Source organism: Citricoccus parietis (assembly GCF_042433045.1).
GTDB classification, from domain to species: domain Bacteria; phylum Actinomycetota; class Actinomycetes; order Actinomycetales; family Micrococcaceae; genus Citricoccus; species Citricoccus parietis.
In genome coordinates this window covers 90,594-114,940 of sequence record NZ_JBHLWH010000021.1, presented here as the reverse complement: position 1 = coordinate 114,940, position 24,347 = coordinate 90,594, and the positions used below count along the sequence as shown (strand labels likewise).

The following is a 24,347-nucleotide window of genomic DNA, read 5'->3' as shown; positions in this document are numbered from 1 at the left end:
CGCCGAAGCCCCCGGGATGAATCCCGGGGGCTTTCGCGTACCCGACGCGTGCCCCCCTTCGTTCGATCCGGGCGACGGCACAGTCCGGCTCGAACCGCGGCCCGGTCACCTCGAGACCGAGCTCGTCGAGTCGCTACTATGAGGCACCCCCAGCAAAGGAGTGCCCCATGGGCAAGGTTGTCATGTACAGCTCGGTGTCGGTGGACGGCTTCATCGCGGACGACAGCGACCAGCCCGGACCGCTGTTCGACTGGTTGTCCAGCGGTGACGTCCCGTTGGACGAGAGCGGCGAGCTCAAGGTGTCGCAGTCGTCCTACGACTACACCCGGCCGTACTGGGACCAGATCGGGGCGACCATCGTCGGCCGCCACGTCTTCGACCTGACGGACGGCTGGGACGGGACTCCTCCGAGCGGGGTCGACCACGTGGTCGTCGTGACACACCGGCGGAAGCCCGAGGGCTGGGATCCCGAGGCGCCATTTCACTTCGTCGACGGCATCGAGGCAGCCGTGGCCACAGCGCAGGAGCTGGCCGGTGACCGCATCGTCGAGGTCGCCGCCGGCGACGTCGGTGCCCAGGTGCTGGCCTCGGGCCTGGTCGACGAGGTGCGCATGGACGTCGTACCCGTGGTGCTCGGGTCCGGCAAGCGCTACTTCGGGTCGGTCCACGCGCAGCATCTGTTGGAGGATCCCGACGTGGTGATCCAGGGCAACCGGGTGCTTCACCTGCGCTATCGGGTGCGCCGTTGAACGATCCGAGCACTTAAACACCAATGCGGGCAATCCCCACCGGTGGGGATTGCCCGCAAGGCGGTTCGAGCCGCGGGTCAGTGGCGGATCAGTGGCGGGAGTTCACGTAGGCGTTGCTGTCCTTGGAGAACGCGGTCACCAGCCACCAGATGTTCACCAGCACGAAGACCACGGTGATCACCAGGGTCATGATGCCCAGGCCCGGGGCCGCGGACATCATGGTGCCGATGCTGATCAGACCGTAGAGCGTGAACAGGGTGCCCAGGGCGGCGAAGACCGTGCCGAGGATGCGGGCCCAGTTCTTGCCCTTGCGCAGACCGAAGTACACCAGCAGGTAGACGACGACGGCGATGACCAGGGCAACCACGGCGGTGACCATGACGAATCCCATGCTCATCTCAACGATGTCCTCGAGTTCATCCCGCGGGATGCCCATGCCTTCCTGGGCGTCCAGCTGCTCCTCGAGAATGGCCTCATTCCCGGCGGTGAGGAAGCTGACGATGGAGGAGACGACGTAGATCGCCAAGGACACCAGCGTCAGCATCTTCAACCGGCCCCAACTCTTGGGCTCGGCCATGGGCTGGCCGACCTCACCGGGGTTGTAGGCGCCGGTGCCGTACTTGGAACCCTGCTGGTCGGGAGCGGCGTAGGGCTGCTGGGCCGGGGTCCCATAGGGCAGCGGGCCCGGTGCGGCCGGCGGCTGCTGGCCGGGCTGCTGAGAGGCTGGGTTGCCCTGGGGCTGTTGCGGGTTGTCGGTCATGAGATATCCCCTCTCGTTGCGGCGGCCATCGGTGCGGCCACACTGGTATTCGTCTGGTTCGAACGTTGGATGGGTGGAAACCTGTCACCGGCGGACTACTCGTACCGCAGGGCCTCGATCGGGTCCTTCTTCGCGGCACGGGCGGCCGGCATGGTGCCGGCCAGGAACGCGATCGCCAGGATCAACGCGACGATCAGCAGGATGGACACCGGGTCCACGGCGAACAGGCTCAGCCCGGCCACGCCGCTCAGCGGGCCGTTGACCAGCGCGGCGTTCCCGATCACACCGACGAGCACGCCGAGCCCCACGCCGATCACGGAGCCCATCACGCCGAGCATGACGGCCTCGGTGGAGAAGAGCCCGAAGACCTTCCCTCGGCCCATGCCCAGGGCCTTCATCAGGCCGATCTCCCGGGTCCGCTCCTGGACGGACATCAGGAGGGTGTTGACGATGCCGAAGCTGGCGGCCAGCAGGGCGATCAGCGCGAAGCCGTTGAGGACCCAGGTCACGGTGTCGATGATCCCGGTCAGGACGCCCAGCTGGTCCTCCAGTGTCAGGCCCATCAGGCCCTCGTCACTCAGGGACTGCTTGATGGCCGTCTCGTTGGCCTCGAGGTTCTCCACGGTGGCCACGGCCTGCACGTAGTTCTTCGGTTGCTCCACGTCCAGCCCGGAGGTCTGCACGTCGTTCAGCTCCTCGTTCAGGGCGCTGGACGGCATGGGGCTGCCGCCGACTCCGGAGATGGCCTGCTGGGAGACGCCGACGATCTCCGCCTCGACCGTCTGCTCCTGCTGGGCCATGTCCTTGAGCCCGATCGTGACGGTCTCGCCGAGGACCTCGTTCGGGTCCTCGGTGCCGAAAGCCGAGAGCCAGGTCTCCGGCACCGTGAGCTCCATGGCCTGCGGGTCCGGCGTGGTCCCGGCCTCCATCTCCATGCCGGCGGCGTCCGAGGGGAAACCCAGGGACTGCAGCACGAACTGGTCCCCGTCCGCCGTCTCCAGGTAGTCGGCGGTGACGAAGACGATGGGTTCCACGTCGGTGATGCCGTCGATGTCCTCGATCGTGGCGATGTCGTCCTCGGTCAGCATCTGCATACCGAACTCGCCGGTGGCAGCGGCTTCCTCGGGATCGTACTCCTGGGGTTCGCCGTTGGTCGGCATCTGCTGGGACGGGTCCATCCCGGGCATGACATAGATCTGGTTGGTCTGGCCGAATCCGGCGACCATGGAGTCGACGTACTTGTTGATGCCGGCGCCCAGGCCCGAGGTGAGGGTCAGGGTGAAGGCACCGATGACGATCGCGATGACCGTCAGGAAGGTCCTGGTCTTGGACCGCATGGTGTTGCCCAGCGCGGTCCGGACGACGTCTACGTTCCTCATGCCTGTCCCTCCCCGGTTCCGGCGCCGGTCTCAGCGTCCTGACCGGAGGCCGGCTGCCCGTCCACCGGCGCGGGCGCGGCGTGCTTGCCGTGTCCGCCCACCTGGCGGGAGCCCTCACGGGAGGCCTGCCCGACGCCGGCCCCGGCGGCCTTGGCCGTCTCGCCCCGGTCGTCGGCGACGATGAGGCCGTCCTGCATCAGCAGGCGGCGATCGCAGCGGGAGGCCAGGTCGTCGTCGTGGGTGACGACGACCAGGGTGATGCCCCGGTCGCGGTGCAGCCCGAAGAGGATGTCCTCCACGACCTCGCCGGTCGCAGTGTCCAGGTTGCCGGTCGGCTCATCGGCGAACAGCACGGTCGGCTGGTTGATGAGGGCGCGGGCGATGCAGACGCGCTGCTTCTGTCCGCCCGAGAGGTCGTTGGCCTTGTTCTTGGCCTTGTCCGCCATCTCCAGCTGCTCCAGGACCTCCAGGCCGCGGCGCTTGCGCTCGGAGGCGGAGACGCCGGCGATCTTCAGCGGCAGGATGACGTTCTCCAGCACCGTCTGGTTGGCGTTGAGGAAGAACTGCTGGAACACGAAGCCGAAGGTGTCATTGCGCAAGGCGGAGACCTGGGCGGGCTTCAGCTGACTGACAGGGCGGCCGCCCATGGCCACCACGCCGGAGGTCGGCTCGTCGAGCAGCGCCAGCAGGTGCATCAGGGTGGACTTGCCAGAGCCGGACTTGCCGACGATCGCCACCGATTCGCCCTCGTGGATTTCGAAGGTCAGGCCTTTGAGGGCGTCGAAGCGGGATTCTCCTCGCCCATAGACCTTGACCAGGTTCTCTGTCTCGAGAACGGGTGCTGACATGGGGGACCTTTCGTGGTGACTGCCGTCGGGGTGGGTTTCCACGCCAGTATGTCAGGTCCCTCCCGCCCGAGCAGCGCCGGAACGGGCAATCGACCGAACTGATGACACGTGTCACGGGTGCCCGTGACACGTTTCAGCGCTCGACCGGCACGCGTCTTTAGCGGCTGGGCGGCTGGAAGCCCATCTTCGAGTACACGTCGGCGAGCACCGGCCCTGCCACTTCGCGGGCCTTCAGGGCCCCCTGGGACAGCAGGCGATCCAACTCGGCCGGATCGTCCAGCAGCTCCAGGGCGCGGGTACGGATCGGGGCCAGCCGCTCGACGACGACCTCGGCCAGGTCCACCTTGAGGTGCCCGTACATCTTGCCGGCATAGGCCTCCTCCAGCTCCGGGATCGTCCGCTCGCTGAAGGCGGCGAAGATCGAGAGCAGGTTGGACACCCCCGGCTTGGCCTCGCGATCGAAGCGGACCTCGGTGCCGTCATCCGTCACGGCGGACTTGATCCGCTTGGCGATGACCTTCGGATCGTCGAGGAGGTTGATCAGGCCGTTCGGGGACTCGGCCGACTTGGACATCTTGGACGTCGGGTTCTGCAGGTCATAGATGCGGGCGCCGTTCTCCGGGTAGAAGCCGGTGGGCACCACGAAGGTCTCGCCGAAGCGGGAGTTGAACCGCTGGGCGAGGTCCCGGGTCAGTTCCACATGCTGGCGCTGGTCATCGCCCACGGGGACGCCGTGCGGCTGGTACAGCAGGATGTCCGCGGCCATCAGCATGGGATAGGCCAGGAGCCCGACGCCGGCCGCCTCCGCGCCCTGCCGCGCCGCCTTGTCCTTGAATTGCGTCATCCGCTGCGCCTCGCCCATCCCGGTCATGCACATCAGGATCCAGGCCAACTGCGCGTGCTCGGGCACCTGGGACTGGACGAACAGGGTGGAGCGTTCCGGGTCGATGCCCCCGGCGATGAACTGGGCGGCCGCCACGCGCGTGCGCTTCACCATGTCCTCCGGGTCCTGGGGCACCGTGATGGCGTGCAGGTCCGGGATGAAGAAGTAGGCGTCGAAGTCGTCCTGGACGGTGACCCAGTTGACCAGCGCACCGAGGTAGTTGCCCAGGTGAAGCGAGTCCGCGGAGGGCTGCATGCCGGACAGCACGCGGTGACGGGTGCCGGCGCCGGCCAGGTGGGCCGTCTTCGCGGTGTCCTGGGCCAGGACGTCAGCCGGGGTGGGAATGGTGGTCATCGCGTGATCCTCAGAACTGGTAGTCGACCACGAGGGGCGCATGGTCGGAGAAGCGGGTGTCGTAGCTCGGGGCACGGTCCACCACGGCGGCCGTGGCCTTGGCGGCCAGCTCCGGGGTGGCGGCCTGGTAGTCGATCCGCCAGCCCGTGTCGTTGTCGAAGGCCTGACCGCGCTGGGACCACCACGTGTACGGTCCGTCCACGTCTCCCGCCAGCTCACGGTGCACGTCCACGTAGCCGATCTCCTCACCGAAGAACCGGTCGAAGTAGGCGCGCTCCTCCGGGAGGAAGCCGGCCTTCTTGGTGTTGCCCTTCCAGTTCTTGATGTCCCGGGTGGTGTGACCCACGTTGAGGTCCCCGGTGACCACGGCATAGTCCTTCGTGGCCTTGAGTTCGGGCAGGTACCGGATCATCTCGTCGAGGAACCGGTACTTGTCCACCTGCTTGGGGGTGTCGACGACCCCGGAGTGGACGTAGGCGGAGACCACCGTGAGGATCTTGCCGTCCGGAGCCACCAGGTCGGTCTCGATCCACCGACCGGAGTCATCGAAGTACGGGTCCCCGATGCCCACCCGGGCGTCCTGCGGTTCCAGCAGGGTGGCGATCGCGACGCCGGCCCGGCCCTTGGCTGCGGCGGCGGTCTCCACCACATGCCAGTCCTGACCGGTGATCTCCTCGAGGAGATTCTCCACGACCTCCTTCGGCGCGCGGACCTCCTGCAGCGTCAGGATGTCGATGCCGCGGCCGGCGAACCAGACGCCCATGCCCTTGCGGTGGGCGGCGCGAATGCCGTTCACGTTCACGGTGGCGAGGCGAAGCGCGCCGTCCGCCTTGGGGGCGTGGGCGTTCGCGTGGACCACGGGTGCTGGCTGGCTCTCGGTCTGACGGTCGGGCTGGGGTGCGGTATCGGCAGAAGTCACGCGTTCCAGCCTATCGCCGATCCGTCCCGCAGTGGGTGCCGCAGTGGGTGCCGCAGTGGATGCCGCGGCAGAGACGGCTCTGCGGCAGGCAGGACGGGTTGGACGTGTCAGGAGATCAGTTGATGACTTCCCCGGTGATCGGCCCTTCGGTCCCCGCGGCCCTCGCCGTCCCAGACTTGCCAGATTTGCCAGGCTTGTCTTCGCCCTTGCCTTCGCCACTCGAGGGCGCGGACGACTCCTTGATCATCTCCCGGGCGTTGGCGGAGGTGATGTGGATCGTCTCGAGGGCGCGCGCGATCATGTCCGAGTCCGAGTCGGCGCCCTTGGACAGCTCCTCGGTGACCACGCGGGTCTGGACCTGGACGATCTTGAAGGAGTGGTCCAGCTTGGTGTCCCGCATCGGGTCGGACGCGCCACTTCCAGCCGCGCCGGCCTGGCCCGAGGTGCGGGAGGACGCGGAGGAGGAGGAGGAGGAGGAGGAGGAGGACGGTGGTGTGGACGGCGTGTCCGCCGCACCGACGCGCGGGGCGAGGGAGGCGGAGAGGTCCTTCATCCGGCGGTCCACCGACCGCGCACCGCGGCGCACGCCGAGGACCACCAGGGCGGCCAGCGCGAGCCAGCCGGCGGAGATGACCACCAGCAGCCATCCGATCACGTCATTCTGGTTGGCGGCGAAGAGCAACGCCACGAGCAGCACGACCACCATGACGGCGAACGTGATGCCACTGCCCTTCGCGCCCCAGCCCCTGCCCTTGGCGGCACCGGGACGGCCGGGCTGACGGTCGGTTCCACTCTCCACTGCATCCATGGGGTCGATTATCCCGCATGTGACGGCGCGTGGTGTCCCGGCGGGGGTTCTGATCGCCACCGGCTTACTCTGGGTCTCATGTCCCAGTCGCCGCGCCGCACCGCCAACCGGGGTCCTCTCTCGACTCCGGGCGGGTCAGCCGTCCCTGGCGGGCTCTGGAACCGGGGCTTCGTGCTCGCCTGCCTGGCGAACATCATGATGTTCTTCAACGTGCACTTCCTGCTGTCCACCGTGGCGGCCTACACGGTGGCCCGGTTCGCAGTGGGCGACTCCGTCGGGGGCGCCGTGGCCTCCGTCTTCATCGTGGGCACCCTCATCTCCCGGCTGCTGGCCGGCCCCCTGATCGAGCGCTTCGGCGCCCGCCCCCTGTTGCTGGTGGGGTTCGTCGCCTTCATCGTGGCCCCCCTGCTCTACTGGGCCTCCGGTGCGGTCTGGGCACTGTTGCTCGTGCGTGCCGTGCACGGCCTGACCTTCGGGGTCTCCTCCTCCGTCATCGCCGCGGCCGCCGTGAACCGCGTACCTGGGACGCGGATGTCCGAGGGCACCAGCCACTACTCGTCCTCCACGCTGATCGGCGTGGCCGCCGGGCCAATGGTCGGACTGGCCCTGGACGGCACGGGCTTCGGCACCGTGGCCGTCATCGCCTCGGCCGTCTCCCTGGCCGGCCTCGTCATCGCCCTGTTCATGGACGTGCGTCCCCGGGAGTCGGAGCCTGCCCTCGAGGCTCCCGAGGCTCCAGAGGTTCCGGCGGTGGTGGAGACCGATGGTGCCGCTGCGGTGGTGACTGAGGAAGCCGCCGAGTCAGCCAGCGCACCTCCCGAGGCCGCGCGCCCGTGGTGGGCCCGGTACGTGGAGCCCGGCGCGGCCCCCACCGCGGCCATCGGGGCCCTGTACTCGCTGGGCTACGCGGGCATCGTGACCTTCCTGGCCACCTTGGTCTCGGAACGCGACTTCGGCACCGTGGCGAGCCTGTTCTTCGCGGTCTACGCCCTCACCGTCCTGGTCTCCCGGCTCTTCACGGGCCGGCTGATGGACCGCAAGGGCGCCAATATCGTGATGATCCCGGCGTTCCTGCTCTTCGCGGCCGGCTTGGCGACCATCGCCGTGGCCGGCACCGTGGTGGCCCTCATGGCCGCGGCGGTCCTGGTGGGCCTCGGCTACGGTCAGCTGCAGTCCGCAGGACAGGTCATCTGTGTGACCCGGGTGCCCCGCGAGCGCGCCGGCATGGGTGCCTCGACGTACTTCCTGGGGATCGACGCCGGCATGGGCCTGGGCCCGCTGCTCGCCGGGGCACTGGTCCAGTGGTGGGGCACCACTGGCCTGTACTGGGTCCTGGCAGGGTTCCTGGTGGCCCTGGTCCCGGTCTACTGGCTGGTCCAGGGGCGCCACCTTCAGCGGGGACTGTCATGACGGCACAGCACCCCGCGCCGCGGCCGGCCCAGCCCGCCGGCGGGAACAGGATCCTCGTGGTACTCCTGGTGCCCCTGTTCATGTCCCTCATGAGCGTCAGCGTGGTCAACGTGGCCCTGCCGGCGATCGAGGGCGGCCTGAACGCCAGCTCCGCCGATCTCCAATGGGTCCTGGCCGGCTACGCCCTGTCCTTCGGCGTGGTGCTCGTGGCGGCCGGCCGTGCCGGCGACCTGTGGGGGCGCAAGCCGATCTTCATTGCCGGCATCCTGCTGTTCACCGTGGGATCGCTGGCCTCCGGCCTGGCTGTGGACCCGCTCATGCTCAACCTGTCCCGCGTGGTGACGGGCCTGGGGTCCGGACTGCTCAATCCCCAGATCATCGGCATCATCCAGAACGTCTTCCACGGCCGGGCCCGGGGACGTGCCTACGGACTGTTCGGCACCGTGGTGGGCCTGGGCGTGGCCATCGGGCCGACCATGGGCGGGGTGATCCTCGGCGCCCTCGGCCCCGAGTGGGGATGGCGCACCACCTTCCTGATCAACGTCCCCTTCGGCGTGCTCTCTGCCGTCCTGGCCGCCGCCTGGCTCCGCCCACCGGCTCGCGTCCGCTCCGAGGAGGCCCGGCGCAGTCTGGGGGCCCTGGACCCGGTCGGGGCCGTGCTCCTGGCTGCCGCCGTCGTCTGCCTGATGGTCCCGTTCATCCTGCCCGGCACGTGGCTCCTGCTGGCCGCGGCGGCGGTGCTGCTCGGGGCCTGGTGGCTGTGGGAGCAGCGCATGAAGGCGCGGTTCCCGGTCACCGGACGCGCGCCCATGGTGGACCCGGCCCTGTTCCGCATCCCGTCGTTCAGCTACAGCACGGTGGCCACGGCCTTCCTGCTGGGGGCCATGCCCGGGCTGTGGGCCGTCCAGGCCATCGTGACGCAGCAGGGGCTCGGATACTCGGCCCTGGCCGCCGGGCTGACCTCGCTGCCCACGGCGCTGGCGGTCATGGTCCTCTCACCGTGGATCGGCAGCCATGTCCACCGCCGCGGGCCCCTGTTCGTGGTGGTCGGCGCGGTGCTGGCCCTGGGGGCGGTGGCCCTGGGCATGGTCGCGTTCCACCAGATCGCCCTCGGGGTCTGGCCCTTCTGGACCCTTGCGCTCTGCCTGTTCCCCTTCGGTCCGGCCCAGGCGTTGCTGATGACCAGCTCCCAGGTGCTGACCATGCACGAGGTCCCGCCCCGCGCCGCCGGGGCTGCCGGCGGCGTCTCGCAGACGGCCCAGCGCGTGCTGACCGCCATCGGGTTGGCCGCGGTCACCGGCGCGTTCTATGCCTCCCTGGCTGCGTCCGGCACCGATGCCGCCACGGGCGGTGCTGATGGCACGGCCGCTGAGGCGGCCGCCGTGGCCGTCTCCTATGGAGAGGCCGCTGACACGGCCCTGCTGGTGGTCATGGGGCTCCTGGCCGTGACCCTGGTCGCGGGCGTGCTCGACTACATCCGCCGGTACCGCGGCGGCACCCTGGTCCTCGAGGACTGAGCTCAAGGACTGAGCTCAAGGACCGGGTACGAGTACTCAGCTGGGCTGGGCCGGTGTCAGTCTCGTGCGGCGACGGCCCGCTCGGCCGCCTCCACCACGTTGGCCAGAAGCTCTACCCGGGTCATCGGCCCGACGCCGCCGGGGTTGGGGGCCATCCAGGCCGCCTTCTCGGCCACGGCCGGATCCACGTCACCGGTGATCCTCGCCTTGCCGTCTTCGCCGGTGACGCGGGAGACGCCCACGTCCAGCACGATCACGCCCTCTTTGACGTCCTCGGGCTTGACCATGTGGGCCACGCCCGCGGCGGCGATGATGACGTCCGCCCGGGCCAGCTCCGCCTTGAGGTCCTTCGTCCCGGTGTGGGCCAGGACCACGGTGGCGTTGACATCCCGGCGGGTCAGCACGAGGCCGGCCGGACGACCGATCGTCACGCCACGGCCGATGACCAGCACGAGCTTGCCGGCCAGCTCGATCCCATAGTGCTTCAGCAACTCCACACAGCCCTTCGGCGTGCAGGGCAACGGCGATGTCAGCTCGCCGCCCACGGAGGCGACCAGCCGGCCCAGGTTCATCGGGTGCAGGCCATCGGCATCCTTGTCCGGGTCGATGGCCTCCAGGATCCGGTCCGTGTCGATGTGCTGCGGCAGCGGCAGCTGGACGATGTACCCGGTGCACTCGTCATTGGCGTTCAGCTCCTCCACCACCGCGAGGAGTTCTTCCTCCGTGGTGGAGTCAGGCAGGTCACGGCGGATGGAGGTGATCCCCACCTCGGCGCAGTCACGGTGCTTGCCGGCCACATAGGACTGCGAACCCGGGTCCTCCCCCACCAGGACGGTCCCCAACCCGGGCACCACACCCTGGCCACGGAGTACCTCGACGCGTTCGGTGAGATCCTTCTTGATGGCGGCGGCAGTGGCACGGCCATCGAGCTTCTGTGCGGTCACGGCGGTTCACGCTTCCTTGCGGGGGTCGACCAAAATGAATACCTATCACCATAGTGATCGGTGTGGCGCCTGTCACCAGGACGGCACCACTCCGATACATGGCGGGGTGCTACGGCTCCCGCTGGGGAGCCGCGGCGATCACCAGCCCTCGAGGCCCTCGTACAGCGGGAAGTCCTCGGCCAGCTTCTGCACGCGGGCTCGCAATGCCGGCACGTCCGGGGACGGCTTCAGGGTCTGGGCGATGATGTCCGCGACCTCGGTGAACTCCGTGGCGCCGAAGCCGCGGGTGGCCAGTGCAGGCGTGCCGATGCGCAGCCCGGAGGTGGTCATCGGCGGACGCGGATCGAACGGGACCGAGTTGCGGTTCACGGTGATGCCGACCTCGTGCAGCAGGTCCTCGGCCTGGCGGCCGTCGAGTTCGGCGTGGCGCAGGTCCACGAGGATCAGGTGCACATCGGTGCCCCCGGTCAGAATGGAGACGCCGTGCTCGGTCACGTCGGCCGCGGTCAGGCGCTCGGCGAGGATCTGGGCGCCCTCGATGGTGCGGCGCTGGCGCTCGGCGAATTCTTCGGAGGCCGCGATCTTGAAAGCCACGGCCTTGCCGGCGATCGCGTGCATCAGCGGCCCGCCCTGCTGGCCCGGGAAGACGGCGGAGTCGATCTTCTTCTTGTACTCCTCCTTAGAGAGGATGAATCCCGAGCGCGGACCGGCCAGCGTCTTGTGCGCGGTGGAGGTCACGACGTCGGCGTGCGGCACCGGGTTCGGGTGCAGTCCGGCGGCCACCAGGCCGGCGAAGTGGGCCATGTCCACCCAGAGCTTGGCCCCGACCTCATCGGCGATGGAGCGGAAGGCCTCGAAGTCGAGCTGGCGGGGGTAGGCGGACCAGCCGGCCACGATCATGGTCGGCTTGGCCTCCAGTGCCTTCTCGCGCACCTTGTCCATGTCGATCCGGTAGGTGTCCGGATCCACCTCATAGGCGGCGATGTCATAGGTCTTGCCGGAGAAGTTGAGCTTCATGCCGTGGGTCAGATGCCCGCCGTGTGCCAGGGACAGGCCCATGAGGGTGTCACCGGGCTGCATCAGGGCGGTCATCAGGGCCACGTTGGCCTGCGCGCCGGCATGCGGCTGGACGTTGACGTGCTCCGCTCCGAACAGGGACTTGGCCCGCTCGATCGCCAGGTTCTCCGCCACGTCCACGTACTCGCAACCACCGTAGTAGCGGCGGCCGGGGTAGCCCTCGGCGTACTTGTTGGTCAGGACCGACCCCTGGGTCTCGAGGATCGCCCGTGGGACGAAGTTCTCGGAGGCGATCATCTCCAGGGTGTCCCGCTGGCGGCCGAGCTCCTGACCCAGGACGGCGGCGATCTCAGGATCGACCTCCGCCAGGGGCTGGGTGTTCAGCCCGGCCCCGAAGGTGGTGGCAGTGGTGGTGGCGGACTGGGAGGGCGCGGTGTTCGGCTCTGTCACGGAGGGCTCCTGCTGGCGTAGTCACGTTCGTTGGCCGCCGCCGGACCCAGGCGGGCGGTCCGGAGGCCTGCACGGTCCGGCCGCATCTGACTGCCGCCGGTGTCCGTGTTCGCCGCTTCCCGGTGGTGGTCCACCTTCGCCAGTCGCGGCCTGCGTCCCCATCGTAGCGCGGGCACCCGCACGTGTCGGCACCATGGCGGGACCGGCAGCGTGGCGGAACCGCCAGCGGGAGCCCTGCCGGAACACTCCGTCGGAATACGCACGGCGGCCATGGCGCTGCACTGGGGGTGAGCACCTCTGAGAGTTCGTCCGCGCGCGAGCTGCTGGCCGTCGTCGTGATCGGGGCCGGGCAGGCAGGACTGAGCGCCGCCGGGCAACTCCTGCGCAAGGGCCTGGAGCCCTGGGAGGACTTCGTGGTCCTCGACGCGAATGACGGTCCTGGCGGTGCCTGGCGCCACCGCTGGGACTCCCTGACCTTCGACGCCGCGCATGGGATCCACGACCTGCCCGGCCTGCCGTTGGAGACCCCGGACCCGGCCGAGCCGGCCAGCCGGGTCGTCTCGCGGTACTACGGCACCTACGAGCAGGACCTCGGCCTGCCGGTGGTCCGCCCCGCCAAGGTCGAGTCGGTGGTGCACCACGTGGAGCAGGGTGCCCCGACTCCGGAGACGGCCCCGAACGCGGCCCCCAACGCGGCTCCGAGTGAACACGGCACCTTCACCGTCACCACCGCGGACGGCCGCACGTGGCGGGCCCGCACGGTCATCAATGCCACGGGCACCTGGGACAGCCCGTACATCCCGTACTACCCGGGGATCGCCGAGTTCACCGGCCGTCAGCTGCACACGAGGGGGTTCACGGCGGCCGAGGACTTCACGGGACAACGGGTCCTCGTGGTCGGCGGCGGCACCTCCGCCCTGCAGTTCCTCCTCCAACTGGACGCGGCCGGGGCGCACACCGTGTGGAGCACCCGCCGCGCGCCGGACTGGACGGACCACTTCTTCGACTCCTCGTGGGGCGTGAACGTGGAAGCCTCCGTCTCGGCCCGCACCACCATGGGCCTGCCGCCGCTGTCCGTGGTGGCCGCCACGGGCCTGCCCGTCACGGACCAGTACCTCGCCGGCCTCGCCTCCGGGGTGCTCATCAGCCGGGGCCCGCTGCGCCGGATCACCTCCACCGGGGTGGTCCTGGACGGTCCCGGGCCCGACGGCGGCCCGGTCCCCTCCCAGGGGCCCGTCGCCGATCGACTGCTCGCCTCCGGCGGCGCAGCGGCCGGCGGGCTGGTTCACGTGCCCGCCCTGCCGGGCCGCGCCTGCACCGCCCTGACGACCGAGGACCCGCTGACCACCTGGGAGACGCCGGTGGACGTCATCCTCTGGGCGACCGGGTTCCGCGCCTCCCTGGACCACCTGTCCCCCGTGCACATCCGCGAGCGCGGCGGCGGCGTGGTGATGGCGGCGGACGGGGTGTCCGTGGCGAAGAGCCCCGGACTCTTCCTGGTGGGCTACGGCGCCTCCGCCTCGACGATCGGGGCCACCCGGGCGGGTCGACGGGCCGCCGTGGAGGCAGTCAGAGCCGTGAAGTAATGAGAAGTAATTATGAGTAACTCAGAATATGCAATACTGGGGCCATGACCCAGAGCACCCCCGCCGAGACCCCTGACCGGGAAGGGCGAGCCCTCACCGGAGCCGCCCCCCTGGCCTGGGCCGCCCGCATGCGGTCGGCGGGGCTGCGGGTCACCAAGCAGCGGCTCGCGGTCCTGGACGCCCTGCACGAGTCCCCGCATGCCACGGCGGACACGGTGCTGGAGCACGTGCGCCAGAGCCTGCCGGGGATCACGGTGCAGTCCGTCTACACCGTGCTGCACTCCCTGACGGGCGCCGGCCTGCTCCGCCAGCTGGACCTGGCCAACTCGCCGGCACGGTATGAGACCCGGGTGGCGGACAACCACCATCACGCCGTCTGCACCGAGTGTGGGCGCATCGAGGACGTCGCCTGCGCCGTCGGCCATGCGCCCTGCCTGCATCCCTCCGAGACGCACGGCATGACCATCCGGATCGCCGACGTCGTCTATCAGGGCCTGTGCGCGGACTGCGCATCCGCTCAGCCGGCGCAGCCCGCGCGGCCCACCGGGAACCTCGAGATCCCCACCAAGCCCCGGGAAGCCCGCCAGGGCTGACCGGTATCCCACCCACCCAACCCGACACCACCCCTTGAAGGAGTACTGATGACGGAAACGACCCCGCACGGCACCGGTTCCACCACTCAGGCCGGCATCCCCGCCGTCAGCGACCGCAACTCGCTGACCGTGGGCGCCAACGGCCCCATCGTCCTGCACGACCACCACCTGGTGGAGACCCTGGCGCACTTCAACCGGATGAACGTACCCGAGCGCCGTCCGCACGCCAAGGGCGCCGGCGCCTTCGGCACCCTGGAGATCACCGAGGACGTCTCGAAGTGGACCAAGGCCGACTTCCTGCAGAAGGGGAAGAAGACCGACATGCTGGCCCGCTTCTCCACCGTGGCCGGCGAGCTGGGATCCCCGGACACCTGGCGCGACGTGCGCGGCTTCTCGCTGAAGTTCTACACCGAAGAGGGCAACTTCGACATGGTCGGCAACAACACGCCGGTCTTCTTCGTCCGCGACCCCATGAAGTTCCCGCACTTCATCCGCTCCCAGAAGCGCATGCCGGACTCGGGCCTGCGTGACGGCACCATGCAGTGGGACTTCTGGACGCAGAACCCGGAGTCCGCCCACCAGGTGACCTACCTGATGGGCGAGCGGGGCCTGCCCAAGTCCTGGCGCACCATGAACGGGTACTCCTCCCACACCTACTCGTTGGTCAACTCCGCCGGCGAGCGCTTCTGGGTCAAGTGGGCCTTCGAGTCCCAGCAGGGAGTGGAGAACCTCTCCAACGCAGAGGCCGAGCGCCTGGCCGGTGCAGATGCCGAGTACCACCGCCGCGACCTGCGGGATGCGATCGCCGAAGGCAACTTCCCGAAGTGGGACCTCTACTTCCAGATCATGCCGTACGAGGAGGCCAAGACCTACCGGTACAACCCCTTCGATCTCACCAAGATCTGGTCGAAGAAGGACTACCCGCGGCACAAGGTCGGCACCATGACCCTGAACCGCAACCCGGAGAACTTCTTCGCCGAGATCGAGCAGTCCGCCTTCTCCCCGGCCAACATGGTGCCGGGCACGGGCAACTCCCCGGACAAGATGCTGCTGGGCCGCAACTTCGCCTACGCGGACGCCCAGCGCTACCGCATCGGCACCAACTTCCAGCAGCTGCCGGTCAACAAGCCGATCAACCCGGTGCATACCTACAACTTCGAGGGCAACATGTGGTACGAGCACACCGGTGCTCGCTCCATGTACGCCCCGAACTCCTTCGGTGACTCCTGGTCGGACGAGACCGGCCCGGTGGACAACGGCTGGGAGGCCGACGGCGCCCTGACTCGCGAGGCCTACACCCTCCGCGAGGACGACGGCGACTTCGTGCAGCCGGGCATCCTGATCCGCGAGGTCTTCTCCGACGCCCAGCGCGACCAGTTCGTGGACACCGTCTCCGGCGCCCTGGACGGCGTGCAGGAGCCGGTGCTGTCCAACGCCTTCCAGTACTGGAAGAACGTGGACGCCACCATCGGCCAGCGCATCGAGGACGCGGTCAAGGCCAACACCGATGGCGCCGACGTCCCGGGCATGGGCGTCGACCGCGACCGCTAAGGTCCGCCAGTCCCCCGGCCGGCGCCGGACTCCCGACGCCGGCCGGGGGGTGCATGGTCCCGTGGGCCCCGTTCCGATGTCAGGAGCGGGGCCCTCGCGCGTCGCCGTCGAGGGGCGTGTCCGCCGCGTGCTTCCCAGAGGCATCTGCGGGGCGGTCGTCAGTGGCGGCCCCGGGGTGCTCCCCCGGAGCCGGATCCCGTTCGACATTCCGGACCGCCGGCGCCGCTGCCTCCCCTTCAGACCCGGCAGTCTCAGCGCCGTCCAGCCGGTGCCCCTCGCGGTCGGTCCGCACCTCCGGGTCCAGCCGGTCCGCCTCCTGCATTTGGGCGTCCAATGCACTGCGTGAGGATCCCGCGGTCCGCTCGCGCTCTTCGGCCTCAGACCGCAGTTGCTGGGCCTCTTCCTCCGCCGCATCGGCATCCTTGCGGACGGCGGAGGCCCGCTTCTCCTCGGCGAGAGTGCGGCCCTGCTGCCGAGCTGCATCACCGCGGAGGTCTTCCGCCGCCCGGTGGGCCGCCTCCCGCCGCCGGTCCCGACTCCGCTTCGCCCACACGATGGCAACGGCGATGATGATGAGGGCCACCACCACGCCGATGACCAACCACAGCATCTGCTGGCTGTCCATGACCTGTCCTTTGCTCTCGCTGACGGTGCACCCGCCGGACGGCTCCGGAGCCGTCCCGCTGCTGCCGCCCACTGTGCCATAGGGTGGCCTGGGGGCCGAGGCCTGGGCCACCCGCCGCCCAGGAGCGCCGTCCTGGACCCTCTTGGGGTACCGCGCTTCCCCGGACAACAATTTCGTGCTCGGTGACCCAAATCACTATGGAGATAGGTATGCTTTCCCCATGAACGCTTCTACCCCTGCCACCGCGTCCAACGCCGCCCTGGCCGGTTCGGCCGAGATCACGGGCCACCCCATGGTCCTGTCCCTGTCCTGCAAGAACAGCCGCGGCATCGTGCACGCCGTCTCCGGCGCCCTGCTCTCGGTCCAGGGAGACATCACCGACTCCAAGCAGTTCGACTCCCCGGACACCGGCACCTTCTTCATGCGCGTGGAGTTCACGACCCCCGAGAGCCGCGAGACGGTCGAGGCAGCCCTGGAACCGGTCCGCGAGGAGTTCGCCATGGACCTCGGCCTCTGGGAGGCCTCCCGCAAGACCCGCACCCTGGTGATGTGCTCCAAGGACGGCCGTACCCTCAACGACCTTCTCTTCCAGCAACGCGCCGGCACCCTCTCCGTCGAGATCCCGGTCATCGTCTCAAACCACCTCGAGCTCCAGCCCATGGCCTTCTTCTACGGCATCCCCTTCATCCACATCCCCGTGGCCAAGGACGCTGACGGCAACAGCAACAAGGCCGAGGCGGAGGCCAAGCTCCTGGACCTGGTGGCTGAATACGACATCGAGCTCGTGGTCCTGGCCCGCTACATGCAGATCCTCTCGGACGACCTCTGCCGCAGGCTCGAGGGCAAGGCCATCAACATCCACCACTCCTTCCTGCCCTCCTTCAAGGGCGCCCGCCCCTACCACCAGGCCCACGAGCGCGGCGTCAAGCTCATCGGCGCCACCGCCCACTACGTGACCGCCGACCTGGACGAGGGCCCGATCATCGAACAGCAGGTCCAACGCGTCACCCACGCCCAGTCCGCCCGTGAATTCGTCATCCGCGGCCGCGAGGTCGAAGGCTCCACCCTCTCCCGCGCCGTCAAGTGGCACGCAGAGCACCGGGTCCTCCTCGACGGCAAACGCACCGTCGTCTTCGACTGACGGTGATCAGGTGTGCCCTGGCACGTACGCTGTTGCCATGGCACACCTGATCACCGTTTCCGGTTCGACGCCGGTCGCCCACGAGTCCTGCTTCCTCGCCCCCACCGCCACCCTGTCCGGTGACGTGGCCCTCGCAGCCGGGTCCTCTGCCTTCTACGGCGTCTCGGCGCGCGGGGACAGCGCACCCATCCGGGTCGGCGAGCGAACGAACCTGCAGGACAATGTGGTCCTCCACGCGGATGCTGGCTTCCCCTGCACCCTGGGCCAGGACATCTCGGTGGGCCACGCCGCCGTGGTCCACGGCGCCACCGTGGAGGACGGCTGCCTGATCGGCATGTCCGCCACGGTCATGAACGGGGCCGTGATCGGGGCCCAGTCCCTCGTGGCCGCCGGCGCCCTGGTCCTCGAGGGCACCGTGGTCCCGCCGCGGTCACTCGTGGCCGGGGTCCCCGCCAGGGTCCGCCGTGAACTCACCGAGGACGAGCTCGCCTCCCTCGGCAGGAACTCGGCGACCTATGTGCGCTTGGCCGCGGCGCACCGCGACGCGACCACGCCCTAGGCCCGCTCTTGCTGAGACTCTTGCCGAGACGGGGATCGAGCGCGTCGTGCGCAGGGCCTCGAAGGACAGGACCTCGGAGGACAGGGCCCCGGACGTGAGCATCGCGCACACCGCCCGATCGAGGCAGGACCGGCCCGGGCGGGTGGTCGGGGTGCTGGCCCTGGCCGGCATGTCCGCTGCCTTCATGCAGACTCTGTTGATCCCGATCCAGGGTGAGCTGCCGCGGCTGTTGGATGCCAGCCGTGAGGACACGGCGTGGGTCATCACCATCACGTTGTTGGTCTCGGCCGTCTTCACCCCGATCTCCGGACGGCTGGGGGACATGTTCGGCAAGCGCCGCGTGGCCTTGGTGTTGATGGGCATGCTGGTCCTGGGTTCCCTCGTGGCCGTCTTCTCGGCCACCGTGGTCCCACTGATCGTCGGTCGCGGGCTGCAGGGTCTGGGCATGGGAGTCATCCCGTTGGGGATCTCGATCGTGCGGGATGTCGTTCCCGTGGACCGGCTGGGATCATCGGTCGCCCTGGTCAGTGCCACTCTGGGGGTCGGCGCCGCCTTGGGCCTGCCGGTGAGTGCCTTCGTCACTGAACACTTCGATTGGCATGTGTTGTTCTGGGTGGCAGCCGCCCTGGGCCTCGTCGTCCTGATTCTCATCGCCTGGCTCGTCCCCGAGAGCCGGGCGCGGACGGGCGGCCGCATCGACGTCATCGGCGTTCTCGGACTGGCCATGGGGCTCTCCGGCGTTCTCCTGGCGATCTCACGCGGCAATGAATGGGGCTGGTTCTCTCTGCCCACCCTGGGACTGCTCTTCGGAGGAACGTTCGTCCTGCTGGTGTGGGGCTGGCTGGAACTGCGCATCCCGGCACCCCTGGTCGACCTGAGGGTGAATGCCCGGGGCCCGGTCCTGATGACCAACCTGGCCTCGGTCGCCATGGGCTTCGCCCTGTTCACCTCGCAGATTGCCTTCCCCCAATTGCTCGTGATCCCCGTGGATGCCGGCGGGACCGGGGTCAGCCTGCTCCAAGCCAGCCTGGTGCTCATGCCCTCCGGCCTGGTCATGCTGGCGATGTCCCCGGTGGCCGGCCGAGTCGAACGCCGCTGGGGTGCCCAGCCTCTCTTGGTCGTCAGCTCGCTGGTCATCGCCCTCGGCTACGCCGTGGCCATGCTGGCGCCCGTCCAGATCTGGTCCATCCTCCTGGTCAATCTGCTGATCGGGGTGGGCATCGGCTTGGGCTTCGCCGCCATGCCCACCCTCATCATGCGTTCGGTCCCCACATCTGCCACGGGGGCCGCCAACGGCTTCAACACGCTCATGCGTTCCCTCGGCACGGCCACCGCCTCGGCCGTCATTGCCACCGTTCTCGCAGGGTCCATAGCGGGGTCCGCCGAGGGGCACGCCGGCGCGCTGTATCCCACCACCGGAGCGTTCCAACTCGCGTTTCTCCTGGGCCTCATCGCCGCCCTGGCCTGTGCCGTCCTGTCTGCCCTGATCCCGCGGCAGATGGACCCCCCGAGGGACGTGGAGTCGCTCCCCGGGCCGGCGTGAGCACCCCTCAGGTGTCTTTGGCTGCGGCCAGCTCGATCTCGCGCTCGCGTTCCTCCGTGGCCATCCGCGTCAGTTCGGCACCCGCTTCCGCGTCACGGGTCAGGTTCTCCCCGGATTCCGGGTCGAAGATGTGGATGCGAGACGTGTCCACCCAGAGTTCGGTGGGCTGGCCGGGGCGCACCCGGGACTCCGCGGACAGGGTGGTGACCACTTGCGGTCGCAGCTCGTCGGCGTCCATCTCCGCGGCGAGGTCGGACAGCAGACGCCGGACCTTCTCGTCCGGTTCGAACTCGATGTAGCCGTACTGCTCGTGCCCCAGCCATTCCAGGTGGGACAGTTCCGCCGTGAAGACCGCGCCCTTGCCCTTCTTGGCCTCGTCCACGAGTTGAGCATCCTCGAAGAACTCGGGCCGCAGTCCGATCATGAGCAGTTCATGGCCTTTGGCCACGGCGGCCTTCTCCGCGGAGATGGGGATGTCACCGATGGGCGAGGAGAGGACGGCACCGCCCGATCCCCCGGCCCCACCGGCACCCTCGGAGCCCTCTTTGAGCGTGGCGGGCAGGAAATTCATGGACGGGGAGCCGATGAAGCCGGCCACGAACAGGTTCACGGGCTGCTCGTAGAGTTCGCGGGGGCTGGCCACCTGCTGGAGTTCACCCTTCTTCAGCACCGCCACCCGGTCCCCCAGGGTCATCGCCTCGGTCTGGTCATGCGTGACGTACACACTGGTGACGCCGAGCCGGCGCTGCAGCTGGGCGATCTCGGCGCGCATCTGCCCGCGCAGCTTGGCGTCCAGGTTGGAGAGCGGCTCGTCGAACAGGAACGCGTCCGCCTGGCGGACGATCGCCCGCCCCATCGCCACGCGTTGCCGCTGACCGCCGGAGAGGTTCGCGGGCTTGCGCTCCAGGTGCTCGGTCAGTTCGAGCATCTCGGCCGCCTTGCGCACCCGGTCATCCACCGACCCGCCGCCGGCCCCACCGGGGCTCCGTCCACGGGATCCGCCGTTGGATCCGCCGTTCGCTCCCTCGGTGGAGTCACCGTTGGAGCCGCTGGACTTCTTGGCCAGACGCAGGGGGAAGGCGATGTTCTCGTACACCGTCAGGTGCGGGTAGAGGGCGTAGTTCTGGAACACCATGGCCAGGTTCCGGTCCTTCGGCGCGGCCTCGTTCATCCGCGTCCCGTCAATCTGCAGCTCCCCGGACGTGATGTCCTCCAGCCCCACGATCATCCGCAACAGGGTGGACTTGCCACAGCCCGAGGGCCCCACCAGGATGACGAACTCACCGTCGGCGATGTCAAGGGACACATTGTTCACGGCCGGGAAGCCGTCGTCGTACTTCTTGACGATGTTGTTCAGGGTGATGGAGGCCATCGGTGCTCCCTTTCTCTGCTTGTCTTGCGTGCTCTGCTTGTCTTGCGTGCTTTGCGTGCTTTGCGTACCTGTGTTTGCGGCTCAGCCCTTCACCGCACCCGAGGTCAGGCCGGCGACGATCTGCTTCTGGAAGAGCATGACCAGCAGCACCACGGGGATGGTGACGATGATCGCCGCGGCGGAGATCGCGCCGGTGGGCGATTCGAACTGGGAGGCTCCGGTGAAGAACGCCAGCGCGGCCGGCACGGGTCTGGCCGCCTCGGTGGAGGTCAGCGAGATGCCGTAGACGAAGTCATTCCAGGCGATGAAGAAGGCGATGATGGCGGTGGTGAAGACCCCGGGCAGGGCCAGCGGGACGATCGCCTTGCGGAACGCCTGCAACGGGGTGGCACCGTCCACCTGTGCGGCCTGTTCGAGCTCCCACGGGATCTGCTGGAAGAACGCGGTGAGCGTCCAGATGGAGATCGGCAGCGTCAGAGACAGGTACGGGATGATCAGACCGGGCCACGTGTCATACAGGCCGAGCGTGCGCCACATGTTGAACAGCGGCGTGACCAGGGAGATCACCGGGAACATGGAGACCATCAGAGAGACTGTCAGCACCACCTTCTTGCCCGGGAAGTCCAGGCGGGCGATCGCGTAGGCGCACAGGGTGGCCAGCACCACGGCGATGGCCGTGGCGATCACGGAGATGCCGATCGAGTTCCACAGGGCGGTGAGGAACAGTTGGCGGGAGTCGCCGACCAGGATCTCCTCGTAGTTCACCGTGGAGGGTGTGGTCGGCAGGAACTGCCCGTTGGACAGGTCCCCCGGGGTCTTGAAGCTCGTGGCCAGGATGGAGGCCACGGGGAACAGGCACCACACGGCCACGATGACGGTGAGCACCCACCAACCGATGGCGGTGTTCCGCTTGGCACGGTTGGCCGTCTTCTGGCCCTCCAGCTCCTCAGCGGTCGGGTCCGGCTCGCGGGCGGCGCGGCCGGCCGGGACTCGGGTTGCTTCGACGCTCATTTGCGGCCTCCCTTGGATCCGGCCAGGTCAACGTTGAAGACCTTGATGGCGACGAAGGCGATCAGGGCCACACACAGGAACAGCACCACGGAGATGGCCGAGCCGAGCCCGATCTCCAGGCGGCTGATCGAGGTGCGATAGGCGAGCAGGGAGAGTACCTCAGTGCCGTACGCGCCGTTGGTCATGATGAAGATCGAGTCGAACACGCGGAACGCGTCCAGGGCCCGGAACAGCACGGCCACCATGATGGCCGCCTTCATGTTCGGCAGCACCACCCGGCTGAGCCGTTGCCACCAGTTGGCACCGTCCACGGAGGCCGCCTCGGAGAGGTCCTCCGGGACCTGGGCCAGCCCGGCGAGCAGGAGCAGGGAGATGAAAGGCGTGGTCTTCCAGATCTCCGAGAACATGATGATCACGAGCGAGGTGCCACCCTGGGCGAACCAGTTGAGCTCATCGTTGAACCCGGGCAGCCAGCTGAGCCAGTTGTTCACGTACCCGGAGTCGATGCTGAACATGTAGTACCAGGCATAGGCCGAGACCACGGTGATGATGCCGTAGGGCACCAGGATCACGGTCCGGACCAGGCCGCGGGTGGACTTGATGGCCTTGTGCATGATCATCGCGAGGATGAATCCGAGGATGAGTTCCACGAAGACCGTGACCACGGTGATCAGGACCGTGACCCCCAGGGCACTCCAGAACACCCCGTCCGTGAGGATCGTTGCGTAGTTCCCCAGACCGATGAACTCCCGGTCGGCCGGGGCCGTCAGGCGGTAGTTGAACATCGAGTCCCAGACGGCCTGCGCCACGGGGTAGAAGATGACGGCCACCATGATGACGAAGGCGGGGCCGGCGAGCCACCACCCCAGGCGGGCCTCGGCCTTCGCGCGTTCGGAGGTCGGCGCCTTGCGGCGGCCGCGGGAGCCACCCGGGGGCGCGGAACCTCGGTGGGGATCCGCCGGATCCGCCGGGTCGACGGCGGGGACATTCGTGGGAATGGCACTCACAGCAGGGACTCCCCTCGCAGGACTTCCATGATGAACTGGCCGGCCTCGGCCGGTGTGGTGTCCGGGTCAACGGCGCCCGGCGGGGTGAACCGCTGCTGGATGGCCGTGGACACCTCGTTGTAGTACGGCGTCTGCGGACGAGGCGCCGCCAGTTGCAGGGATTCGCGGATGGTCGGGGCCATGGGGAACGAATCCTCCACGGCCGGGTCGTCGAACGCGCTCGCGCTGGAGGGGGGATTGCCGTTGGTGATGAAGTACTCGGTCTGGTGTTCCGGGGTGACGATGCACTCGATCGCCTCCCACGCCAGCTCCGGGTGCTCGGATTCAGCCCCCACCCCGAGGTTGATGCCTCCCAGCGGCGGGGCCGGCTCCTGGCCCTCTACCACCCGGGGGTACAGGGTCCAGCCGATGTCCTCGGGCAGGTCCTCCGGGAGTGCCCCGTCCTCCACGGCGGCATTGGTGGCGGGCCAGACGAACGGCCAGTTCACCATGAAGGAACCGCTGTCCCCCTGGAAGAGCAGCATGGCCTCGTTCTCCTGCTGGGTGGCCAGGCCTGGCCCACCGAGGCCCTCCTGGCCGATGGTGGAGATGATCTGCGCCGCCTGGCGACCGGCCTCCGTGTCGAGTCCCGTCTGGACGTCCGCGGCGGAGGCCTCCGGGTTCTCGAGGATGTGCCCGCCGGCGGACTCGACCAGCGCGTTGAGCCACACGGTCATGGACTCGGCCCGTGCCCCCTGGACGCCGAGTTCCTTGTCCTGGTCCCGGGCGACTTCGATCAACTGATCCCAGGTGACCGGTTCGTCCATGTTCAGCCCCGCCTCCTCGACCACTGACTCGCGGTACCAGAGCAGCTGGGTGTTCGCCCAGAACGGCACGGTGACGAGGTTGTCCTTCCAGGTCGCCCCGGCCAGCGCCCCCTCCAGGGTGTCCTCGGTGGTCGAGGAGGCCACGTCCTCGGGGACCGGCGCGAGGAATCCGGGCTCGGCCAGCTCGGGGATGAAGGGCGGGTCCAGGGACATGATGTCCATCGAGGTGTCCCCGGCGGCCAGCCGCCGGGTGAGCTGCTCACGCTGGGAGGCGGCGTCAGTGGGGAGGATGGACGTCTCGATCCGGTAGGCCCCGTCTGCCGCCTCGGTGCACTGTTGCGCGATGGTGGCCTGGCCGCCGTCGTCCGGGTTGGTGTACCAGGTGAGGACCGGGGTGTCCTCCGCTGGCCCGCAGCCCGCCAGCACCAGGGCTGCCGTGGCCACCACTGCGGCGCTCGCCAGCCGGCGGGTGTGCCTGCCACTCGGTCGGGATTGCCTCATCAGTCGCGTACCTC

22 protein-coding genes are annotated in these 24,347 nt (G+C 68.8%); 9 read left to right on the top strand and 13 right to left on the bottom strand.

Translation table 11 applies throughout. From position 1 onward, the window contains the following. Positions 1–167 precede the first annotated feature (167 nt). Positions 168–749: a dihydrofolate reductase family protein gene (locus ACFFIO_RS07620; protein ID WP_378040989.1), complete on the top strand. Its 582-nt coding sequence runs from the start codon at positions 168–170 to the stop codon at positions 747–749. An 88-nt stretch (positions 750–837) separates the two neighbouring features. Here the strand turns inward: ACFFIO_RS07620 and ACFFIO_RS07615 are convergent, their stop codons facing one another. From ACFFIO_RS07615 to ACFFIO_RS07590, 6 genes are all read right to left on the bottom strand, one after another. Then, a complete protein-coding gene (locus ACFFIO_RS07615) occupies positions 838–1,509 on the bottom strand; it encodes a hypothetical protein (protein ID WP_378040988.1) in 672 nt (223 codons plus the stop codon). Positions 1,510–1,604: 95 nt separating this feature from the next. Beyond that, on the bottom strand, positions 1,605–2,888 hold the full coding sequence (locus ACFFIO_RS07610; RefSeq protein ID WP_378040987.1) for an ABC transporter permease: 1,284 nt from the start codon (positions 2,886–2,888) through the stop codon (positions 1,605–1,607). Beyond that, a complete protein-coding gene (locus ACFFIO_RS07605) occupies positions 2,885–3,736 on the bottom strand; it encodes an ABC transporter ATP-binding protein (RefSeq protein WP_378040986.1) in 852 nt (283 codons plus the stop codon). The genes ACFFIO_RS07610 and ACFFIO_RS07605 overlap by 4 nt, the downstream gene beginning before the upstream one ends. Before the next feature lie 157 nt (positions 3,737–3,893). Continuing rightward, a complete protein-coding gene (gene trpS, locus ACFFIO_RS07600) occupies positions 3,894–4,973 on the bottom strand; it encodes a tryptophan--tRNA ligase (RefSeq protein WP_378040985.1) in 1,080 nt (359 codons plus the stop codon). Between the two features lie 10 nt (positions 4,974–4,983). Next, positions 4,984–5,832, bottom strand: a complete 849-nt coding sequence (locus tag ACFFIO_RS07595; RefSeq protein WP_378041086.1) for an exodeoxyribonuclease III — start codon at positions 5,830–5,832, stop codon at positions 4,984–4,986. Between the two features lie 175 nt (positions 5,833–6,007). After that, the gene (locus ACFFIO_RS07590) at positions 6,008–6,598 is read right to left on the bottom strand and encodes a hypothetical protein (protein ID WP_378041085.1); all 591 of its coding nucleotides are present in this window, start codon (positions 6,596–6,598) and stop codon (positions 6,008–6,010) included. A 180-nt stretch (positions 6,599–6,778) separates the two neighbouring features. Here ACFFIO_RS07590 and ACFFIO_RS07585 point away from each other — a divergent pair, with 180 nt between their 5' ends. Both ACFFIO_RS07585 and ACFFIO_RS07580 read left to right on the top strand, forming a co-directional pair. Next, positions 6,779–8,110 carry an MFS transporter gene (locus ACFFIO_RS07585; RefSeq protein ID WP_378040984.1) on the top strand — a complete coding sequence of 444 codons (1,332 nt, stop codon included), beginning with the start codon at positions 6,779–6,781 and terminating at the stop codon, positions 8,108–8,110. Further along, positions 8,107–9,627: an MFS transporter gene (locus ACFFIO_RS07580; protein ID WP_378040983.1), complete on the top strand. Its 1,521-nt coding sequence runs from the start codon at positions 8,107–8,109 to the stop codon at positions 9,625–9,627. Before ACFFIO_RS07585 ends, ACFFIO_RS07580 begins: the two co-directional genes overlap by 4 nt. 56 nt (positions 9,628–9,683) lie before the next feature. Here the strand turns inward: ACFFIO_RS07580 and ACFFIO_RS07575 are convergent, their stop codons facing one another. Both ACFFIO_RS07575 and glyA read right to left on the bottom strand, forming a co-directional pair. Further along, positions 9,684–10,571, bottom strand: a complete 888-nt coding sequence (locus ACFFIO_RS07575; RefSeq protein ID WP_378040982.1) for a bifunctional methylenetetrahydrofolate dehydrogenase/methenyltetrahydrofolate cyclohydrolase — start codon at positions 10,569–10,571, stop codon at positions 9,684–9,686. Between the two features lie 138 nt (positions 10,572–10,709). Continuing rightward, on the bottom strand, positions 10,710–11,972 hold the full coding sequence (gene glyA / locus ACFFIO_RS07570; RefSeq protein ID WP_378041084.1) for a serine hydroxymethyltransferase: 1,263 nt from the start codon (positions 11,970–11,972) through the stop codon (positions 10,710–10,712). A gap of 353 nt (positions 11,973–12,325) precedes the next feature. On the opposite strand from glyA, the gene ACFFIO_RS07565 reads away from it, so the two are divergent. From ACFFIO_RS07565 to ACFFIO_RS07555, 3 genes are read left to right on the top strand one after another with little or no spacing between them, the layout of a single operon-like run. Then, the gene (locus ACFFIO_RS07565; RefSeq protein WP_378040981.1) at positions 12,326–13,624 is read left to right on the top strand and encodes a flavin-containing monooxygenase; all 1,299 of its coding nucleotides are present in this window, start codon (positions 12,326–12,328) and stop codon (positions 13,622–13,624) included. A 44-nt stretch (positions 13,625–13,668) separates the two neighbouring features. After that, positions 13,669–14,217: a Fur family transcriptional regulator gene (locus ACFFIO_RS07560; protein ID WP_378040980.1), complete on the top strand. Its 549-nt coding sequence runs from the start codon at positions 13,669–13,671 to the stop codon at positions 14,215–14,217. Between the two features lie 48 nt (positions 14,218–14,265). Next, the gene (locus ACFFIO_RS07555; RefSeq protein WP_378040979.1) at positions 14,266–15,768 is read left to right on the top strand and encodes a catalase; all 1,503 of its coding nucleotides are present in this window, start codon (positions 14,266–14,268) and stop codon (positions 15,766–15,768) included. Positions 15,769–15,847: 79 nt separating this feature from the next. On the opposite strand, the gene ACFFIO_RS07550 is transcribed toward ACFFIO_RS07555, so the two are convergent. Next, positions 15,848–16,393 (bottom strand): hypothetical protein, encoded by a 546-nt coding sequence (locus ACFFIO_RS07550; RefSeq protein ID WP_378040978.1) that lies wholly within the window; start codon positions 16,391–16,393, stop codon positions 15,848–15,850. Positions 16,394–16,685: 292 nt separating this feature from the next. Between ACFFIO_RS07550 and purU the strand changes: the two genes are divergently transcribed. From purU to ACFFIO_RS07535, 3 genes are all read left to right on the top strand, one after another. Continuing rightward, complete coding sequence (gene purU, locus ACFFIO_RS07545) at positions 16,686–17,534, top strand: formyltetrahydrofolate deformylase (protein ID WP_378041083.1); 849 nt, start codon at positions 16,686–16,688, stop codon at positions 17,532–17,534. Positions 17,535–17,571: 37 nt separating this feature from the next. Continuing rightward, on the top strand, positions 17,572–18,093 hold the full coding sequence (locus tag ACFFIO_RS07540; RefSeq protein ID WP_378040977.1) for a gamma carbonic anhydrase family protein: 522 nt from the start codon (positions 17,572–17,574) through the stop codon (positions 18,091–18,093). Positions 18,094–18,187: 94 nt separating this feature from the next. Continuing rightward, positions 18,188–19,636 (top strand): MFS transporter, encoded by a 1,449-nt coding sequence (locus ACFFIO_RS07535; protein WP_378040976.1) that lies wholly within the window; start codon positions 18,188–18,190, stop codon positions 19,634–19,636. A gap of 7 nt (positions 19,637–19,643) precedes the next feature. On the opposite strand, the gene ACFFIO_RS07530 is transcribed toward ACFFIO_RS07535, so the two are convergent. The 4 genes from ACFFIO_RS07530 to ACFFIO_RS07515 form a co-directional block, all read right to left on the bottom strand. Beyond that, positions 19,644–21,008, bottom strand: a complete 1,365-nt coding sequence (locus ACFFIO_RS07530; protein ID WP_378040975.1) for an ABC transporter ATP-binding protein — start codon at positions 21,006–21,008, stop codon at positions 19,644–19,646. A gap of 81 nt (positions 21,009–21,089) precedes the next feature. Then, the gene (locus tag ACFFIO_RS07525) at positions 21,090–22,019 is read right to left on the bottom strand and encodes a carbohydrate ABC transporter permease (protein ID WP_378040974.1); all 930 of its coding nucleotides are present in this window, start codon (positions 22,017–22,019) and stop codon (positions 21,090–21,092) included. Beyond that, complete coding sequence (locus ACFFIO_RS07520; protein ID WP_378040973.1) at positions 22,016–23,026, bottom strand: carbohydrate ABC transporter permease; 1,011 nt, start codon at positions 23,024–23,026, stop codon at positions 22,016–22,018. Before ACFFIO_RS07520 ends, ACFFIO_RS07525 begins: the two co-directional genes overlap by 4 nt. Further along, entirely contained in the window at positions 23,023–24,333 is a 1,311-nt protein-coding gene (locus ACFFIO_RS07515) for an extracellular solute-binding protein (protein ID WP_378040972.1), read from the bottom strand. Before ACFFIO_RS07515 ends, ACFFIO_RS07520 begins: the two co-directional genes overlap by 4 nt. Positions 24,334–24,347: the final 14 nt, after the last annotated feature.

Coding starts and splice junctions, on each gene's coding strand:
- ACFFIO_RS07540 (WP_378040977.1), top strand. CDS start 17,572: ATGGCACACCTGATCACCGTTTCCGGTTCGACGCCGGTCGCCCACGAG.
- ACFFIO_RS07585 (WP_378040984.1), top strand. CDS start 6,779: ATGTCCCAGTCGCCGCGCCGCACCGCCAACCGGGGTCCTCTCTCGACT.
- ACFFIO_RS07515 (WP_378040972.1), bottom strand. CDS start 24,333: ATGAGGCAATCCCGACCGAGTGGCAGGCACACCCGCCGGCTGGCGAGC.
- ACFFIO_RS07525 (WP_378040974.1), bottom strand. CDS start 22,019: ATGAGCGTCGAAGCAACCCGAGTCCCGGCCGGCCGCGCCGCCCGCGAG.
- ACFFIO_RS07555 (WP_378040979.1), top strand. CDS start 14,266: ATGACGGAAACGACCCCGCACGGCACCGGTTCCACCACTCAGGCCGGC.
- ACFFIO_RS07620 (WP_378040989.1), top strand. CDS start 168: ATGGGCAAGGTTGTCATGTACAGCTCGGTGTCGGTGGACGGCTTCATC.
- purU (WP_378041083.1), top strand. CDS start 16,686: ATGGTCCTGTCCCTGTCCTGCAAGAACAGCCGCGGCATCGTGCACGCC.
- ACFFIO_RS07590 (WP_378041085.1), bottom strand. CDS start 6,598: ATGGTGGTCGTGCTGCTCGTGGCGTTGCTCTTCGCCGCCAACCAGAAT.
- ACFFIO_RS07615 (WP_378040988.1), bottom strand. CDS start 1,509: ATGACCGACAACCCGCAACAGCCCCAGGGCAACCCAGCCTCTCAGCAG.
- ACFFIO_RS07580 (WP_378040983.1), top strand. CDS start 8,107: ATGACGGCACAGCACCCCGCGCCGCGGCCGGCCCAGCCCGCCGGCGGG.
- ACFFIO_RS07605 (WP_378040986.1), bottom strand. CDS start 3,736: ATGTCAGCACCCGTTCTCGAGACAGAGAACCTGGTCAAGGTCTATGGG.
- ACFFIO_RS07530 (WP_378040975.1), bottom strand. CDS start 21,008: ATGGCCTCCATCACCCTGAACAACATCGTCAAGAAGTACGACGACGGC.
- trpS (WP_378040985.1), bottom strand. CDS start 4,973: ATGACCACCATTCCCACCCCGGCTGACGTCCTGGCCCAGGACACCGCG.
- ACFFIO_RS07610 (WP_378040987.1), bottom strand. CDS start 2,888: ATGAGGAACGTAGACGTCGTCCGGACCGCGCTGGGCAACACCATGCGG.
- ACFFIO_RS07550 (WP_378040978.1), bottom strand. CDS start 16,393: ATGGACAGCCAGCAGATGCTGTGGTTGGTCATCGGCGTGGTGGTGGCC.
- ACFFIO_RS07560 (WP_378040980.1), top strand. CDS start 13,669: ATGACCCAGAGCACCCCCGCCGAGACCCCTGACCGGGAAGGGCGAGCC.